15 protein-coding genes are annotated in these 15594 nt (G+C 72.7%); 2 read left to right on the top strand and 13 right to left on the bottom strand.

The annotated features are described in order from the left end of the window. Window positions 1–86: 86 nt before the first annotated feature. The 6 genes from AB0C22_RS12925 to AB0C22_RS12950 form a co-directional block, all read right to left on the bottom strand. Window positions 87–908 (bottom strand): F0F1 ATP synthase subunit delta, encoded by an 822-nt coding sequence (locus AB0C22_RS12925; protein ID WP_208568407.1) that lies wholly within the window; start codon window positions 906–908, stop codon window positions 87–89. Then, window positions 908–1447, bottom strand: a complete 540-nt coding sequence (locus AB0C22_RS12930) for a F0F1 ATP synthase subunit B (protein WP_208568406.1) — start codon at window positions 1445–1447, stop codon at window positions 908–910. Before AB0C22_RS12930 ends, AB0C22_RS12925 begins: the two co-directional genes overlap by 1 nt. A 29-nt stretch (window positions 1448–1476) precedes the next feature. Beyond that, window positions 1477–1710, bottom strand: coding sequence for an ATP synthase subunit C (locus AB0C22_RS12935; protein ID WP_067312849.1), 234 nt, complete (start codon window positions 1708–1710; stop codon window positions 1477–1479). Between the two features lie 137 nt (window positions 1711–1847). Further along, window positions 1848–2645 (bottom strand): F0F1 ATP synthase subunit A, encoded by a 798-nt coding sequence (atpB, locus tag AB0C22_RS12940; protein ID WP_208568405.1) that lies wholly within the window; start codon window positions 2643–2645, stop codon window positions 1848–1850. 11 nt (window positions 2646–2656) lie between these two features. After that, the gene (locus AB0C22_RS12945) at window positions 2657–2893 is read right to left on the bottom strand and encodes an AtpZ/AtpI family protein (protein WP_208568404.1); all 237 of its coding nucleotides are present in this window, start codon (window positions 2891–2893) and stop codon (window positions 2657–2659) included. A gap of 178 nt (window positions 2894–3071) precedes the next feature. Then, window positions 3072–3497 (bottom strand): hypothetical protein, encoded by a 426-nt coding sequence (locus AB0C22_RS12950; RefSeq protein ID WP_208568403.1) that lies wholly within the window; start codon window positions 3495–3497, stop codon window positions 3072–3074. A 135-nt stretch (window positions 3498–3632) separates the two neighbouring features. Between AB0C22_RS12950 and AB0C22_RS12955 the strand changes: the two genes are divergently transcribed. Next, window positions 3633–5093: an SDR family oxidoreductase gene (locus AB0C22_RS12955; RefSeq protein WP_357534993.1), complete on the top strand. Its 1461-nt coding sequence runs from the start codon at window positions 3633–3635 to the stop codon at window positions 5091–5093. A 6-nt stretch (window positions 5094–5099) separates the two neighbouring features. Here the strand turns inward: AB0C22_RS12955 and AB0C22_RS12960 are convergent, their stop codons facing one another. The 4 genes from AB0C22_RS12960 to prmC form a co-directional block, all read right to left on the bottom strand. After that, a complete protein-coding gene (locus tag AB0C22_RS12960; protein ID WP_357534995.1) occupies window positions 5100–7220 on the bottom strand; it encodes a transglycosylase domain-containing protein in 2121 nt (706 codons plus the stop codon). 246 nt (window positions 7221–7466) lie between these two features. After that, the gene (locus AB0C22_RS12965) at window positions 7467–8078 is read right to left on the bottom strand and encodes a phosphotyrosine protein phosphatase (protein WP_357534997.1); all 612 of its coding nucleotides are present in this window, start codon (window positions 8076–8078) and stop codon (window positions 7467–7469) included. Then, window positions 8079–8723: an L-threonylcarbamoyladenylate synthase gene (locus AB0C22_RS12970; protein ID WP_357535269.1), complete on the bottom strand. Its 645-nt coding sequence runs from the start codon at window positions 8721–8723 to the stop codon at window positions 8079–8081. Beyond that, window positions 8723–9670: a peptide chain release factor N(5)-glutamine methyltransferase gene (gene prmC / locus AB0C22_RS12975; RefSeq protein WP_357534999.1), complete on the bottom strand. Its 948-nt coding sequence runs from the start codon at window positions 9668–9670 to the stop codon at window positions 8723–8725. The genes AB0C22_RS12970 and prmC overlap by 1 nt, the downstream gene beginning before the upstream one ends. Window positions 9671–9745: 75 nt before the next feature. Here prmC and AB0C22_RS12980 point away from each other — a divergent pair, with 75 nt between their 5' ends. Then, window positions 9746–11290: a GGDEF domain-containing protein gene (locus AB0C22_RS12980; RefSeq protein WP_219464448.1), complete on the top strand. Its 1545-nt coding sequence runs from the start codon at window positions 9746–9748 to the stop codon at window positions 11288–11290. A 90-nt stretch (window positions 11291–11380) separates the two neighbouring features. Here the strand turns inward: AB0C22_RS12980 and prfA are convergent, their stop codons facing one another. From prfA to rho, 3 genes are all read right to left on the bottom strand, one after another. Next, entirely contained in the window at window positions 11381–12469 is a 1089-nt protein-coding gene (gene prfA / locus AB0C22_RS12985) for a peptide chain release factor 1 (protein WP_219464449.1), read from the bottom strand. Between the two features lie 115 nt (window positions 12470–12584). Then, window positions 12585–12809 carry a 50S ribosomal protein L31 gene (gene rpmE, locus AB0C22_RS12990; protein WP_088642795.1) on the bottom strand — a complete coding sequence of 75 codons (225 nt, stop codon included), beginning with the start codon at window positions 12807–12809 and terminating at the stop codon, window positions 12585–12587. Window positions 12810–13323: 514 nt separating this feature from the next. Beyond that, on the bottom strand, window positions 13324–15483 hold the full coding sequence (rho, locus tag AB0C22_RS12995; protein ID WP_357535001.1) for a transcription termination factor Rho: 2160 nt from the start codon (window positions 15481–15483) through the stop codon (window positions 13324–13326). Window positions 15484–15594: the final 111 nt, after the last annotated feature.

Genomic DNA, 15594 nt, shown 5'->3' on the forward strand with positions numbered 1-15594 from the left:
CTCTGCTTCCTTAAAATTCAGGGGCCCGGGATACCTAGTACCGACCGGTCCGAATGGCGTCGATCAAAGGGCGGCGAGGCCGCTGGTCAGCGCTGCACGAGCGCGTTGCGGGTCTCGTTGAGGCGGCGCAGGACGGTGCCGTCGTACAGGTCGGAACCGACCCGCACGCTCACCCCACCGAGCACCTCCGGGTCGACCGTCTGCTTGACGGAAACCTCTCGACCGTACATCGCGGAGAGGCGGGCACCGAGCCGTCGCTCGTCGGCCTCACTCAACGGGGCAGCCACGGTCACGTACGCGACCTGGCGGTCCCGCCGGTCGGCGGCCAGCTCGACCAGCCGGGTGAGCGCCCCGGTGAAGGAGCGTCCCCCGAACCCGCCGAGAGCCACCTCGACGAGGCGGACGGTGACCGGACGGGCCTTGCCGGCGAGCAGTTCCCGGGCCAGCGCGGCCCGCTGCCCGGCCGGGGCGATCGGGTCGGCCAGCGCCGCGGAGAGCGCGGACTGACCGGTGACCACCTGGCCGAAACGGAACAGCTCGTCCTCGACCTCACCGAGGTCGCCGGCGGAGTCGGCGCTGGCCAGCAGCGCCTCCACCCCGAGCCGCTCGGTGCCGTCGAGCAGCTCCGACGGTGCCGACCAACGGCCGGCGACCAGGCCGGACAGCAGGTCGAGCGCGTCCGCGCCGATCTTGCCGGCCAGGATGCCGGTGAGCAGCGCCGCACGGTCGTCGCCGCTGCGGGCCGGGTCGGACAGCGCCCGGCGCAGCCGCGGCTCACCCCGCAACAGGGCGGCGACGGCGAGGATGTCGTCGGCGGTGGAGGCCACCACCGACGGCTCCGCACCGCGGACGTACGCGTCGAGGCGCTCGGCCGCGATCGCGTACGACTCCCGGCTGGCGGCCTGCATCAGCGGGCCCCCGTGCTCTCGAGGTTGCTCAGGAACCGGTCGACGGTGCCCTTGCGGCGGGCCTCGTCGGCCAGCGACTCCCCGACGATCTTGCTGGCCAGGTCGACCGCGATGGTGCCCACCTCGGTACGCAGCTCGCGCACGATGGTGGCCCGCTCCGCGGCGAGCTGCTCCTTGCCGGCCGCGATGATCCGGTCGGATTCCTCCCGCGCCTTGCCGAGGATGTCCTGCCGGATGCCCTCCGCGTCGGCCCGGGCGTCGTCCCGGATCTTGGCAGCGTCGGTACGCGCCTCGGCGAGCTGCGCGCGGTACTGCTCGAGGAGCTGGTTGGCCTCGGCCTGGGCGGCCTCGGCGCGCTTGATGCCGCCCTCGATCGCGTCGACCCGGGCCTGGAACGTCTGTTCCATGCGGGGGAAGACGAACTTCATCAGGACGAAGCAGAGTACGGCGAAGGCGACGCTGCCGACCACGATCTCCTGCCAGATCGGGATGATCGGGTTGTGCGTCGACTCACCACCCTCAGCGGCGAGGAAGTACATGGATGACCTCCTGGTCTGCGGGGACTGGGTCAGCCGGCCCAGATGAAGCCGAAGGCGATGCCCAGCAGCGCGAGCGCCTCGATGACGGCGAAGCCGATCCAGACGTACGGCAGGGTCATCCGGGACGACTCCGGCTGGCGGGCGGTCGACTGGATGTAGGCGGCGAAGACCAGGCCGACGCCGATGCCCGGGCCGATGGCGGCGAGGCCGTAGCCGATGGCGGCGGTGCTGCCGGTGACCTCGGCGAGAACGCTAGCGTCCATGGGTGTGGTTCCTCCTGGGTATCTCGCGTGACTCTCACGCGGGACGACAACGGGTTGATGCGGTGGACCAGTGCTCGCACGCTGGCGAGCCCCCGCCCGGTGGACCAGTGCTCGCTCGCGAGCCCCCGCCCGGTGGATCAGTGCTCGTCGGCGAGCGCGCCCTGCACGTAGCTTGCGGTGAGGACGGTGAAGACGTATGCCTGCAGGCAGATGACCAGGAACTCGAGGAAGGTCAGCGCGATGGTCATCACCCAGGACAGCACCGAGACCGGCGCCAGCCAGGCGTTGGCGCTGATCATCGCGAAGCCGCCGAGGGTGAAGACCAGCAGCAGCATGTGCCCGGCGAACATGTTGGCGAACAGACGCACGGCCAGCGAGAACGGCCGGACGATGAAGGTCGAGAAGAGCTCGATCGGGATCAGCAGCGGCAGGATGAACCAGGGGGCCGGCGGAACCAGAGAGTTCTTGAAGTACTTCACGAAGCCGTGCTGCCGGATGCCGATGTAGTTGAACAGCACGTAGCTGATCACCGCGAGGATCGCCGGGAAGGCGATGTGCGAGTTCGGCGAGATCTGGAACAGCGGCACGATCGCGAAGAAGTTGGTCAGCAGGACGAAGCAGAAGAGCGTGGTGAAGTACGGCGCGAACCGCACCCCCCGGTGCCCGAGCATGTCGACCGCGATGTTGTTGCGGACGAAGCCGTAGATCGACTCGGCGAGCCACTGCTTCTTGGTCGGGACCAGCTGCGGCTTCCGGTAGGTCGCCAGGAAGAAGATGATCAGGATGCCGGCCGCGACCCAGACCATCGCCGTGATCTTCGTGAACCAGTACGAGTCGTGCGCACCCCAGGGCAGGATGCTGGGCAGGTAGAAGTCCTCCACGCTGGGTGGGAATGCCGCCTGGCCCGCTGCCAGGACGTTCGCCTGTCCGAACACCGCGTCCCTTCCTAAGTAGGCGTGCCGAGCCGACGGACGACCAGGATGATCCCCCCGGCCATGCCGAGCACGACACCGATCCCGGTGGCGATGCCGCCGGAGTCGAGCCACTGGTCGACCAGCCAGCCGATGAAACCCCAGACGAGCATGCCCCCGATGAGGTACGAGAGCGCGGTCCAGCCCTGACCGGCGCCGGTCGGAACGTCGTCCGGACCGCCGGTGGGTTGGGGGGTTTGGTCACCAGCCATGACGGGGCGAACGATATCAGTCGGGAAGACGAGGCTGTGCCTCACCCCCCGCACAACCGTCGTTGTGTGGGCATCAGGCGGGCTCCATCGTCTGGGGGCACGCTACTCCCCTTCGGCCAGTGAGAGAATGACCGCACGCCGACAGTCGCCCACCCGTCCACCATGTGGGACGCCCGGTTCACGGTCGACGGGAATTCCCGCTGCTCAGCCACCAGATGTGCACTCCGGTCCAGACCGCCACGCCGGCGGCGATGCCGACACACAGCGGCACCAGGCCGTCCCAGCCGGTCGACGCCACCGCCACCATGACCACCCCCAGCAGGGTGAACTTGGCGATGTACAGGCCCAGCCCGAGCGGCAGCACCAACTGCGGGTTGATCGCGTCGGCCCAGGCCAGCACCACTGTGGTCAGGGTGTAGCTGAGCACGGTCACCGCCACCCCGGCCGCCGCGCCCGCCGCCGCGGCCCCGCCGCCGGTCAGCCCGCCGACCACCGCCGCGACCGCCCCCAACACCGCCGAGGCGGCCAGCAGCACCGGCAGGTGGCGCAACCGCCAGCCCCGTTCGTCGGCCACCTCCGGCGCGCGTACCCCCGGCTCAGCCACGCGGTCCCACCGGATCGCCGACCAGCCTGACCAGCTGCGGACCGGCGGCGTCGAACCGGTCGGAGGCCGGCACCCACGAGGTGCGCTTCACGTTCTCCACAGCGAAAGAGTCTACGGAGCCGCACACTGGTGACCGTGAGATGCCTCGTCACCGGCGCGACCGGATACATCGGCGGACGGCTCGCGCCCCGCCTGATCGCCGAGGGGCACCAGGTGCGCTGCCTGGCCCGCAAGGCCGGTCGGCTGCGCGACGTGCCCTGGGCGGCCCGCGCCGAGGTCACCGAGGGGGACCTGCGCAAACCCGAGACGCTGGCAGCCGCGTTCGCCGACGTCGACGTCGCGTACTACCTGGTGCACTCGCTCGGGCAGGGCGACTTCGAGGCCGCCGACCGGGAGGCCGCCACCAACTTCGCCGCAGCCGCCGCGGCAGCCGGCGTACGCCGCATCGTCTACCTCGGTGGGCCGGAGCCGGCGGGCGGCGACAGCGTGTCGTCGCCGCACCTGCGGTCCCGGGCCGAGGTGGCCCGGATCCTGCTGGCCGGCGACGTACCCACGGTGGTGCTGCGGGCCGCCGTGATCATCGGGTCCGGGTCGGCCTCGTTCGAGATGCTGCGCTACCTCACCGAACGGCTGCCGGCCATGATCACCCCCCGGTGGGTCCGCAACCGCATCCAGCCGATCGCCGTCCGGGACGTGCTGCGCTACCTGGTCGGCTGTGCCACCCTGCCACCCGAGGTGGACCGGGCCTTCGACATCGGTGGGCCGGACGTGCTCACCTTCCGGGAGATGATGCAGCGCTACGCGCAGGTCGCCGGCCTACGCCGCCGGATCATCGTGCCGGTCCGTCCGCTCACCCCGTCGCTCTCCTCGCACTGGGTGGGGCTGATCACCCCGGTGCCGAACGCCATCGCCCGGCCCCTGGTCGAGAGCCTGATCCACGAGGCGGTGACGCACGAACACGACATCGCCCGCTGGTTGCCCGACCCGCCGGGCGGGCTGACCGGCTTCGACGACGCCGTCGCGCTGGCCCTGACCAAGGTGCGCGACGCCCAGGTGGAGACCCGCTGGTCCAACGCGAGCGGCCCGGACGCGCCGGCCGAGCCGCTGCCGTCGGATCCGGACTGGTCCGGCGGCACGGTCTACACCGACGTACGGGAACGTGCGGTCGACGCCCCACCGGGCGCGCTCTGGCGGGTCATCGAGGGCGTCGGCGGCGAACACGGGTGGTACTCGTTCCCGCTCGCCTGGTCGGTACGCGGCTGGCTGGACCGACTGGTCGGCGGGGTCGGACTGCGTCGGGGCCGACGCGACCCGCACCACCTCCAGGTCGGTGAGGCGCTGGACTTCTGGCGGGTGGAGGAGATCGTCCCCGGCGAGCTGCTGCGGCTGCGCGCCGAGATGCGGCTACCCGGTCGGGCCTGGCTGGAGCTGCGCGCCGAGCCGGCCGGCGCGGGCCGCAGCCGGTACGTCCAACGCGCCGTCTTCCTCCCCCGCGGCCTGCCCGGTCACCTCTACTGGCACTCGGTGGCACCCTTCCACGCCGTCATCTTCGGCGGCATGGCCCGCAACATCGCCAACCACGCCCCCACCCGCTGACCCCGCTCAGTTGCCCGTACGGGGGGCCGGGGCGGGGCGGTAGGTGATCGACTCGCCGGGTGGGACGAAGTCCCGGACCGGGGCATCGGCCAGGGCGGCGAACAGGATGCGGCCCACCGCGTCGACCATCCGGGACTGGACGGCGGCACCGACGGCGTCGCGTGGGTCGTCCGGGTTGGCGGCGATCTGGGCCACCGCGAGCTGCGGGGTGAAAGCCACCACCGACTCGGTCTCGTTCCGCTCCGAACTGCCGGTCTTGCCGGCCACCGGGCGACCCAGCCCCGTCCGGAGCTTCTCCGCCGTGCCACCGTCGCAGCGGCGGTACATCGACTGGTCGCCGACCGGGCAGCGGGCCGCGTCGGCGGCGGCCCGGGCCACCTCGGTGTCGACCACCTGCCGGCAGTCGGGCCGACCGGCGGCCACCTCCTTCCCGGCGTTGTCCCTGATCGACACGACCGGCAGCGGCGCACACCAGGTCCCCTCGGCGGCCACCGTGGCGTACGCGTTGGCCAGGTCGAGCGGGGTGGTGGAGGAGACCCCCAGGGTGAACGCCCCCCAGTCGCGGGCCCCGGACCGGGCCAGTTCGGCGTCGTCGGCGGCGCGGAACCGGATGCCCAGCCGCTCGGCCATCTCCACCACCCGCTCCGCGCCGACCTGCTCGGTGAGCCAGGCGAAGTAGGTGTTCACCGAACGGCCGAAGGCGGTCCACATGGTGCGGTAGCCGTCCATCCACTCGGGGGTGGCGTTGGCCGGGCACCACCGGCCGCCGCAACTGGCCCGGGCGTCGTCGGTCGGGAAGCGGGTCACGATCCGGCTGGGCGCGATGAAACCCGTCTCCAGGGGCCGCCCGGACTCCAGGGCGGCCAGCAGGGTGAACAGCTTGAACGTCGAGCCGGCCTGGTAGCCCTCGATGCCGCCGCCACCGGCGATCAGCTGGTTGACCGTGTTCGGATAGTTCCGCTGCCCGGCCGGGTTGGGGGTGACGCTGTAGTGGCGGTTCACCGCCAGGGCGAGCACCCGCCCGGTGCCGGGCTGGACCACCGCCACCGGCGCCGCCCGGGGATCGTCGACGTCGTAGATGTCGGTCGCCTGGCGGACGGCGGAACGCTGCACGGCCGGGTCGAGCGAGGAGACGATCCGGAAGCCGCCCCGGCGCAGGTTGTCCTGCCGCTCGGCGGCGGTGGCACCGAAGGCGGGCTGGTCGCTCCACCACTGGGTGAACCAGTCGCAGAAGAAACCCCAGTCGTTGCGCTGCTCGGGCACGGCGGTGCAGTCGTTCGGCGTCCGGCTGGGGCGCAACGTCAGCGGCGCGTCCCGGGCCACCGCCGCGTCCTCCGCCGGCACCTGGGCCAACGCCACCATCCGGTCCAGCACGTACGACCGGCGGGTCAACGCCGCGTCGGCGTCGCCGTTGATCGGATCGTCGGTGTCCGGGGAGCGGACCAGCCCGGCCAGCAGCGTCGCCTGGGCCAGGGTCAGCCGGGCCGGGGTGGTGGAGAAGTACCGCTTGGCCGCCGCGGCGATGCCGTACGCCCCGGCACCGAAGTACGCGATGTTGAGGTAGCGGGTGAGGATCTCGTCCTTGGTCAGTTCGCGCTCCAGCGCCAGGGCGTACCGCATCTCCTGGAGCTTGCGGGCGGTGCTGATCTCGGTGGCCTTCTTCCGCTGCTCCTTGGTCAGCCGGGGATCGCTGCTGAGCACGTTACGGACGTACTGCATGGTCAGCGTGGAGGCACCCTGCCGGGCCCGGCCGTCGCGCTGGTTGGCGGTGAAGGCCCGGACCACGCCCCGCACGTCGACACCCCGGTGCTGGTAGAACCGGGCGTCCTCGGCGGCCACGATCGCCTGCCGCATCACCGGGGCGACCTTGGCCAGCGGCACGTCCACCCGGTCCTCGGTGTAGAACGAGGTGATCAGGGTGACGCCGTCGGCGGCGTAGAGGGTGGAGCGTTGGGCGGTGGGTGGGGTGCGCAGCGTGTTGGGCAGTTCGGCGTAGGAGGACGCCAGCCCGCCGAAGCCGATGCCGAACACCAGGGCGAGCGGCAGGGCGGCCGCCGCCAGCACCAGACCGGCGAGCACGCCGGCGATCAGCACGGTGAACACCTTGTCGAGGTGGGCCCGGATCATCAGTGCTCCCCGCAGGAGTCGTCAGGACCCGTTCAGCATGACCCGCAAAACCACCCGAACTCTCATCTTTCCCCGAAACCGGAGGAAGATCGCGAGAAGGACACGGCGCGCACTGCGGGACACGCCGCACCCATCACCCGCAGGAGACCGGCACCGCCACCCGCCGCAACCGGCGCGGCCGGGAGCCCGGCGCCCCGCCTTGAAGCCAGCGCAGCGAGAAGACCGGAAGCCAGCGCAGCGAGAAGATCAGGGCAGCAGCGCCGAGGCGAGCGGGTGCACCGTCTCCTCGATCTCGTCGGCCACCCGGCTGAAGCACTGGTCACCCCGGCCCCACGGATCGTCCAGGTCGTCGGAGTGCAACGAGGCCGTCCCCTGCCGGGCCGCGTCGACCGCCGCCACCAGGGCCACCCCCCGGGCGTACACGGCGTCCGGGGTGGCCTGGGCCGATGGCAGAGCGGCCACGTCCACCGTGGCGAGCAGCCGGCCGAACTCCCCCAGCACGAAGGTGCGACCGGCCGCGTCCGGGCGCAACGCCACCACGTACTCCTGCTGGTCGGCGGTGGCGGTGAGGACGAGGTCGGCGGCGTCGATCAGGTCGGAACGCAGCTTGCGGGCGGCGAACCCGTCCACGTCACCACCCCGGCCCAGCACCTGCCGGGCGGCGGGCGGGTTCATCTCCTCCCCCGCGTGCCAGCCGCCGGTGCCGGCGCTGTGGCTGTGCAGCAACGCGTCCGAGCCGGCCGGGTCGACGCCGAGCCGGCCCAACCGCTCGCGGACGGCGAGCACCAGCAACCGCTCGGCCATCGGGGACCGGCAGATGTTGCCCATGCAGACGTGCAGGACGGTGAACGGCGGCACTCAGGCTCCCCGCTCGTCGAGGATGTCCGGCGCCACGTCACGGAGCTGGTCCAGGTTGATCGCGCCGACCCGGAGCAGCCGGGGCACCTCGGCGGTCAGGTCGACGATGGTGCTCGGCACCGGATCGGGGCACTCCCCGGCCTCCAGATAGACCCGCACCGAGTAGCTGAGCTGGTCGCGGGCCTGCTCGGCGGTCAGTGCCGCCGGCTGGCCCACCTTGTTGGCCGAGGCCACCGCCATCGGGCCGGTCTCCCGCAGCACCTCCAGCGCCACCGGGTGCAACGGCATCCGCACCGCGACCGTCCCGCTGGCGTCGCCCAGGTCCCAGGCGAGGCTCGGCGAGTGCTCCACCACGATGGTCAACGCCCCCGGCCAGAACGCCTCGACCAGGTCACGGGCCGCCTTGGGCAGCGAGAAGACCAGGCCGTCGAGGGTGTGCCGGGAACCGATCAACACCGGCGGCGCCTGCTGGCTGCCGCCCCGGGCATCGGAGAGGGCCTTCACCGCGTACGGGGTGAACGCGTCCGCGCCGATCCCGTAGACCGTGTCGGTGGGCAGAACGACCAGCTCGCCGTTCTTGACCGCCTCGATCGCCGCGGCGACACCGCGGTCCCGGTCGGCGGGCAACCGACAGTCGTAGAGCATCACGAGGAGCCAGTCTGCCACGCCGACGCCCGGACGGCGTGCGGGCCGTCCGACCGGCGGGACGCGGTGGCGAACCGGGCCCGCCCGGCCAGGTCCCGGTGGGCCCGCACCGCCGCGTACCGGCCGTCGGCGGTGAGCAGCGCCGGCACCGCCGCGCCGTGCGTGTCGTCGTGCTCGACGCCCAGCTCGCCGCCGGGTCGTAGCAGCTCGGCCGCCCGGCGCAGCACCGGCCGCAACACCGTCAACCCGTCGGCCCCGCCGAACACCGCCTCGTCCGGGTCGTACCCGGCCACCTCCGGCGGGACCGCCACCGCACGCGGCACGTACGGCGGGTTGCACAGCAGCACGTCCACCGCACCGACCAGGTCGGCGAGCAGCCCCGCACCGGTGACGTCGGCCACCACCACCTCGACCGGCCGGTCCCCGGCGGCGGCCCGCTCGGCGGCGTTGCGGCGCAGCCAGGGCAGCGCGGCCGGGGACCGCTCCACCGCCACCACCCGGGCCGCCGGCACCTCCTGGGCCACCGCCAGCGCGATCGCCCCCGAACCGCTGCACAGGTCGACCACCACCGGGGCGTCCCGGGTCAGCGCCCGCTCGATCCCCCAGCCGGCCAGCAGCTCCGTCTCCGGGCGGGGCACGAAGACCCCCGGCCCGACCGCCAGCTCCAGGTGCCGGAAACCGGCCCGGCCGGTCAGGTGCTGCAACGGCTCACGATCGGCCCGCCGGGCCACCAGCGCCTCGTAGCGGGTCCGCTGGGCGTGGGTGAAGCCGTCGGACAGCACGAGCCGCCCCCGGGGCACCTCCAGCACGTACGCGGCGAGCTGCTCCGCCTCGGCGCGGGCCGACGCCACCCCGGCGGCGGCGAGGGTACGGGCGGCTCGGGCCACCACGGGCGAAGTCCGCTCGCGTTCTGTCCCTTCGGACGGGTGGCACGGGAGTGAGGTCACGCCATAATCATGAGGCGTCGCCGGCCGCGCCACGAGTGGGTGCGTCCGGGCGCACACCGACGGGAGGTTCGCCAGGTGGGGTGGCTCGACCGGGTCGATGACCAGGTTGACGCCCTGACCCATGCCCGCGACCTCCAGGAGGCCAGCCGCTCGGCCGAGGCGGTCGGGGTCCTCGACCGGGTGCTGCGCACCACCGCCGACCCGTACACGAAGGCCGACGCGCTGGTGCAGCGGCTCTGCGCGCTGATCAACCTCGGTCGGACGGCCGAGTTCACCCGGGCCATCGAGGAGGCCTCCGGGGCCGTGCGGGACCTCCCCGAGCCCTACCTGCACGGGCACCTCAACGCGCTGGCCGCGCTGGCCGCGCACCACCAGGGCGCGCTGGACCGCTGCGTCATGCACCTGGTCCGGGCCTCGCGGGCGCTCAAGGCGGCGGAGGACCGGGACCGGGACACCGCCTGGGGCTGGCACGACCTGGCGATGGCCTACTCCTACCTCAGCTTCCACGGCCATGCGCTGGGCGCGATCGAGCGGGCCCGCCAGCACGGCGCCGCCGCCGGCATCCCCGAGGAGACCTTCGCCGCCCCGGGCATCCGGCTGCGCAACGCCGTCGCCCTGGACCACAACGGCGACAGCGACGGCTGCCTGCGGGTGCTCCGCGACATCGCCGCCGACCTGGCCCGTTTCGTCGCCGACGGCCGGGCCGAGCGGCTGCGGCCGAGCAGCCTCGCCGCCTACGGCTACGCGGCGGCCCGCCGGACGGCGCTCGGCGACCCGGGCCCGGTCGGCCCGGAGCCGGCCCGGCTGCTCGACCACAGCGGGGACAGCGCCCGGGCCCGGGACATGCGGCAGCTCGGCCACGTCTGCCTGGCGGTCGCCGACGGACGCCCGATCGAGGCGATCACCCGGCTGGACTCGGCCCGGGTGTCGGCCGAGACGCTCGGCGCGGCGGAGCCGTCCCGGCTGCGCAGCATCGCCTTCTCCCGGGCCGGCGACCACGCCGCCGCGCACCGCGCCGACCGGATGGCGTTCCGGCTGGCCGGGCAGCGCAACGACCGGCTGCGGGACGTCTACATCGACGGCATCGCGTTGCGCATCGACCACGAGGAGATGCGCCGGGAGGCGGCCCGCTACGAGGGTGAGGCGCTGACCGACCCGCTCACCGGGCTGCCCAACCGGCGTCAGTTGGAGCGGCACATCGCCTCGGTGGTGTCCCGGGGCGAGCGGGTGGTGATCGGCGTCTGCGACCTGGACGGCTTCAAGGCGGTCAACACCACCCACGGCCACCACTCCGGCGACCTGGTGCTGCAACGCATCGCCGGGGTGATCAACCGGGTGATGCGGCGGGGCGACTTCGTGGCCCGCTACGGCGGCGACGAGTTCGTGGTGGTGCTCTCCGGGGCCGGCATGGCCGAGGCCGCCGAGGTGACCCGCCGGATCGACGCGGCCGTGCGTACCGAGGACTGGGAGTCGCTGGTGCCCGGCACTCCGGTCGGGTTGAGCATCGGCTTCGCCGAGGTCAGCGGCACCGGGACCGCGCTACGCGACGCCCTCGGCGCCGCGTTCGAGATCGCCGACCGGGAGATGCTGCGGGCCAAGAACCGCACCCGCGCCTCCTGACCGCGCCGGGGACGGCCCGGGTGACCCGGCCCGGCGGCGACGCAGCCGGTGGCGGGCCACCGCTGGTGGGGCGCCGGTGGCGGGGCGCGGTCAGCGGCGGGTCAGCTCGGTGTCGCCGGCCAGCCGGGCGGCCCGGTCGGCCTCGGTGAGGGCGTCGAGGACCCCGTCCAGTTCCCCGGCGAGCGCCAGGTCGAGGTTGTACGCCGTGTAGCCGATCCGGTGGTCGGTGATCCGGTTCTGCGGGAAGTTGTAGGTGCGGATCCGCTCCGAGCGGTCCACGGTGCGCACCTGCGCCCGGCGGGCGTCCGAGGCGGCGGCGTCGGCCTGCTCCTGGGCCACCGCCAGCAACCGGGCCCGCAGGATGCGCATCGCCTGCTCCCGGTTCTGCAGTTGGGACTTCTCGTTCTGGCAGGAGACCACCACCCCGGTCGGCAGGTGGGTGATCCGTACCGCCGAGTCGGTGGTGTTCACCGACTGGCCGCCCGGCCCGGACGAGCGGAACACGTCGATGCGCAGCTCGTTGGGGTCGATGGTGACGTCGACGTCCTCGGCCTCGGGCAGCACCAGGACGCCGGCCGCGCTGGTGTGGATGCGGCCCTGCGACTCGGTGACCGGGACCCGCTGGACCCGGTGCACGCCACCCTCCCACTTCAGCCGGGACCAGACGCCGTTGCCGCCGTCCGGGACCCCCTTGGTCTTGATCGCCAACGAGACGTCCTTGACCCCGCCGAGGTCGGAGTCCTGCGCGTCGATCACCTCGGTCAGCCACCCGTGCCGCTCGGCGTAGCGGGTGTACATCCGCAGCAGGTCCCCGGCGAACAGCGCGGACTCCTCGCCGCCCTCACCGGCCTTGATCTCGATGATCACGTCCTTGGCGTCGTGCGGGTCGCGGGGGATCAGCAGCTCGGCCAGCCGCTCCTCCAGCGCCGGCAGGGTCGCCGCGATCGAGTCCGCCTCCTCGCCGAACGCCGGGTCCTCGGCTGCCAGCTCCCGGGCCGCGACCAGGTCGGCGCGGGTCTGCTCCAGCTCGTCGGCGGCCTTGTGCAGTGGGACCAGCGCGGCGTAACGACGACCGACCCGGCGGGCGGTGTTCTGGTCGGCGTGGATGGCCGGGTCGGCCAGCCGCTTCTCCAGCTCGGCGTACTCGTCGAGGAGGGCGGCCAGGCGCTCGCTGCTCATGTGGGGGTGCTCCTTCGACGGATCCGGTGCAGAGGGAAGGCTGAGGTGAAAAGTAGGACGTAACGGACGACGCCCGCGTCCGGCACGGGGCCGGACACGGGCGTCGTCGGTGGAGCTACTTGGCCTTCTTCGCCTGAACCTTGGCGTACTTCTGCTGGAACTTGGCGACCCGGCCGGCGGTGTCGAGGACGCGCTGCTTGCCGGTGTAGAACGGGTGGCAGGCGCTGCAGGTCTCGACCGAGATCGAACCGCCCTTGGCGGTGCTGCGGGTCGTGAAGGAGTTGCCGCAGGAGCACTTGACCTCGGTCGTCGTGTACTCCGGGTGGATGTTGGGCTTCATGTCGCCTCGGTCCTTTCGTCAGGTGGTCGCCGGGTCGCCGCTGATCCCCCGTCGCCTGGTGCGCGACGGACTCGGGCGTGAACCGGAACCGGTGGCCGATTGACCAGTGTGCCATGGGCGTTAGCCGACCCGACGGGCGGGCCACACGATCGGTCCGGCAGTCGTAACGCCGGCCCACCACCCGTCATTCCCGCTGCTCGCGCCCACCATTCCTGCCCCGGCGCACCGACCGGCCGGGCGGGCTCCTCCCCCAGGTTCAGGAGCCCGCCCGGCCGGACCGCCGGGCGGCGCACGCCTCCCCAGGTCTGCGCCGCCCTCCGGTGGCCGGCCCGGCCGGATCGGCCGGGAACCGCACCTCCAGTCAACCCGGCGGCGCACACAACTTTCAAGAGCTGCCAGGTCTGCCGAAAGAAAAGTCCACCGACGGGGATTCCCACCTACAGGACTCCGGGGGTACGACGAAGGGCACGACCGGAGCGGCCGTGCCCTTCGTCGTGGTCTCACCCGGGAGGGGTCACTCCCCCGGCGTCGACTTGGCGATCTGCATCAGGAACTCGATGTTGGTGCGGGACTGCTTGAGCCGGTCGAGCAGCAGGTCCAGCGCCGCCTGCGAGTCCAGCGAGTGCAGGACCTTGCGGAGCTTGTGGATGATGGCCAGCTCCTCCGGCGCGAGCAGGATCTCCTCCTTGCGGGTACCCGAGGAACTGACGTCCACCGCCGGGAAGGTCCGCTTGTCGGCGATCTTCCGGTCCAGCTTCAGCTCCGCGTTGCCGGTGCCCTTGAACTCCTCGAAGATGACCGTGTCCGCCATCGACCCGGTCTCCACCAGCGCGGTGGCGAGAATGGTCAGCGAGCCGCCGTTCTCGATGTTGCGGGCCGCACCCAGGAAGCGCTTCGGCGGGTAGAGCGCGGTGGAGTCGATACCACCGGACATGATCCGCCCGGAGGCCGGCGCCGCCAGGTTGTACGACCGGCCGAGCCGGGTCACCGAGTCGAGCAGCACGACCACGTCGTGCCCCAGCTCGACCAGGCGCTTGGCCCGCTCGATCGCCAACTCCGCCACCGTGGTGTGGTCCTGCGGCGGACGGTCGAACGTGGCCGCGATGACCTCGCCCTTCACCGAACGCTGCATGTCGGTGACCTCTTCGGGCCGCTCGTCGACCAGCACCACCATCAGGTGGCACTCCGGGTTGTTGTGGGTGATCGCGTTCGCGATCGCCTGGAGCACCATCGTCTTACCGGCCTTGGGCGGCGACACGATCAGCGCCCGCTGCCCCTTGCCCAACGGCATGACCAGGTCGATCACCCGGGTGGTCAGGATGTGCGGCTCGGTCTCCAGCCGCAACCGCTCCTGCGGGTAGAGCGGGGTCAGCTTGTAGAACTCGGGACGACGCTTCGCCTCGTCCGGCTCCATGCCGTTGATGGTGTCCAACCGGACCAGCGGGTTGTACTTGTCCCGCCGCTGGTCACCGCTGGCGCTGCTGTCCCGGGTGGCCCGGACGGCGCCGGTGATCGCGTCACCCCGGCGCAGACCGTACTTCTTGATCTGCGACATGGAGACGTACACGTCGTTCGGGCCGGCCAGGTAGCCGGTGGTCCGGACGAAGGCGTAGTTGTCGAGCACGTCGATGATCCCGGCCACCGGGACCAGCACCTCGTCCTCGCCGACCTGCGGCTCACGGCTGCCGCCGCCGTTGTCGTTGCCGCCCTCGACCCGGTCGCCCCGGCCACGCCGGCGGTCCCGGAACCGGCTGCGCCGACCCCGCCGGCCACCGCCCTCGTCGTCATCCGAGTCGTCGCGGTTGTCGCGGTTGTCGCGCTGACCACGCTCGCCCGAGCGGTCACCCCGGTCGTTGCGGTCGGACCGCTCGCCCCGGTCGCCCCGGTCGTTGCGGTCACCCCGGTCGGAGCGCTCGTTGCCGCCGCGCTCGGCCCGCTCGCCACGGTCGCCGCCCGTCCGCTCGGCCCGGTCGTTGCCGGCCCGCTCACCACGGTCGTTACCGGTACGGCCGGCGCGGTCGTTGTCCGTCCGCTCGACCCGGTCGCTGCCGGCCCGCTCGGCCCGGTCCACGCCGGTCCGCTCACCACGGTCGTTACCGGCCCGCTCGGCCCGGTCCACGCCGGTCCGCTCGCCACGGTCCCGACCGCTGCGTCCCTCGGCCCGCTCGGGACGCTCGCCGGTCTCGACCGGTGCCTCCTCGGTACGGGTCTCCACGGGTCGGGCCTCGACGGGTCGGGCCTCGGCGGCCCGCGGCTCGGCGGCCGGCCGGGCCTCGGCGGTGCTGGCCCGGCTGCGCCGGGTCCGGGTCCGACCCTCGGTCTCACCGGTGGCGGCAGGGGTCGCCGACGCCGGCTCGGTGGCCCGCTCCGGGGTGGTCACCTCGGCACGCACCTCCTCCCGGACGGGGGCAGCCGCAGCAGCAACCTCGGCCCGCGGTCGAGGGGTGCCGGTCGCGGCGCCGCCCTGCTGCCGCTCGGAGATCGCGCTGATCAGCTCGCCCTTGCGCATGCGGGCGGTCCCGGAGATGCCGAGCGACGCGGCCAGGCTCTGCAGCTCCGGCAGCAGCATCGCCGACAGGCCGGTGCCGCTACGCCGACGGCGGGCGGGGGCGGCGGTGGTGGCATCGCCAGCGACGTTGGAAACATCCGACGTCACGTCGGTGGTGTCGCTCAATGGAATCCTTCCCTCGATAGGCCGGGACTGCCCGGGATCGACAAGCAAGGTGGCCGGGCGGCCTCGGTGCACCCGCCTCGCATGACGCGTCGCGGGAGTCTGTGGCACAGC

This window comes from Micromonospora sp. NPDC048894 (assembly GCF_040649765.1).
Taxonomy (GTDB): domain Bacteria; phylum Actinomycetota; class Actinomycetes; order Mycobacteriales; family Micromonosporaceae; genus Micromonospora; species Micromonospora antibiotica.

Bases quoted from the DNA above. Each gene is read 5' to 3' on its own strand.
- AB0C22_RS12970 (WP_357535269.1), bottom strand. From the start codon at position 8,723: ATGCTCTACGACTGTCGGTTGCCCGCCGACCGGGACCGCGGTGTCGCC.
- AB0C22_RS12930 (WP_208568406.1), bottom strand. From the start codon at position 1,447: ATGTACTTCCTCGCCGCTGAGGGTGGTGAGTCGACGCACAACCCGATC.
- AB0C22_RS12945 (WP_208568404.1), bottom strand. From the start codon at position 2,893: ATGGCTGGTGACCAAACCCCCCAACCCACCGGCGGTCCGGACGACGTT.
- AB0C22_RS12925 (WP_208568407.1), bottom strand. From the start codon at position 908: ATGCAGGCCGCCAGCCGGGAGTCGTACGCGATCGCGGCCGAGCGCCTC.
- AB0C22_RS12960 (WP_357534995.1), bottom strand. From the start codon at position 7,220: ATGATCCGGGCCCACCTCGACAAGGTGTTCACCGTGCTGATCGCCGGC.
- prfA (WP_219464449.1), bottom strand. From the start codon at position 12,469: ATGAGCAGCGAGCGCCTGGCCGCCCTCCTCGACGAGTACGCCGAGCTG.
- rpmE (WP_088642795.1), bottom strand. From the start codon at position 12,809: ATGAAGCCCAACATCCACCCGGAGTACACGACGACCGAGGTCAAGTGC.
- AB0C22_RS12935 (WP_067312849.1), bottom strand. From the start codon at position 1,710: ATGGACGCTAGCGTTCTCGCCGAGGTCACCGGCAGCACCGCCGCCATC.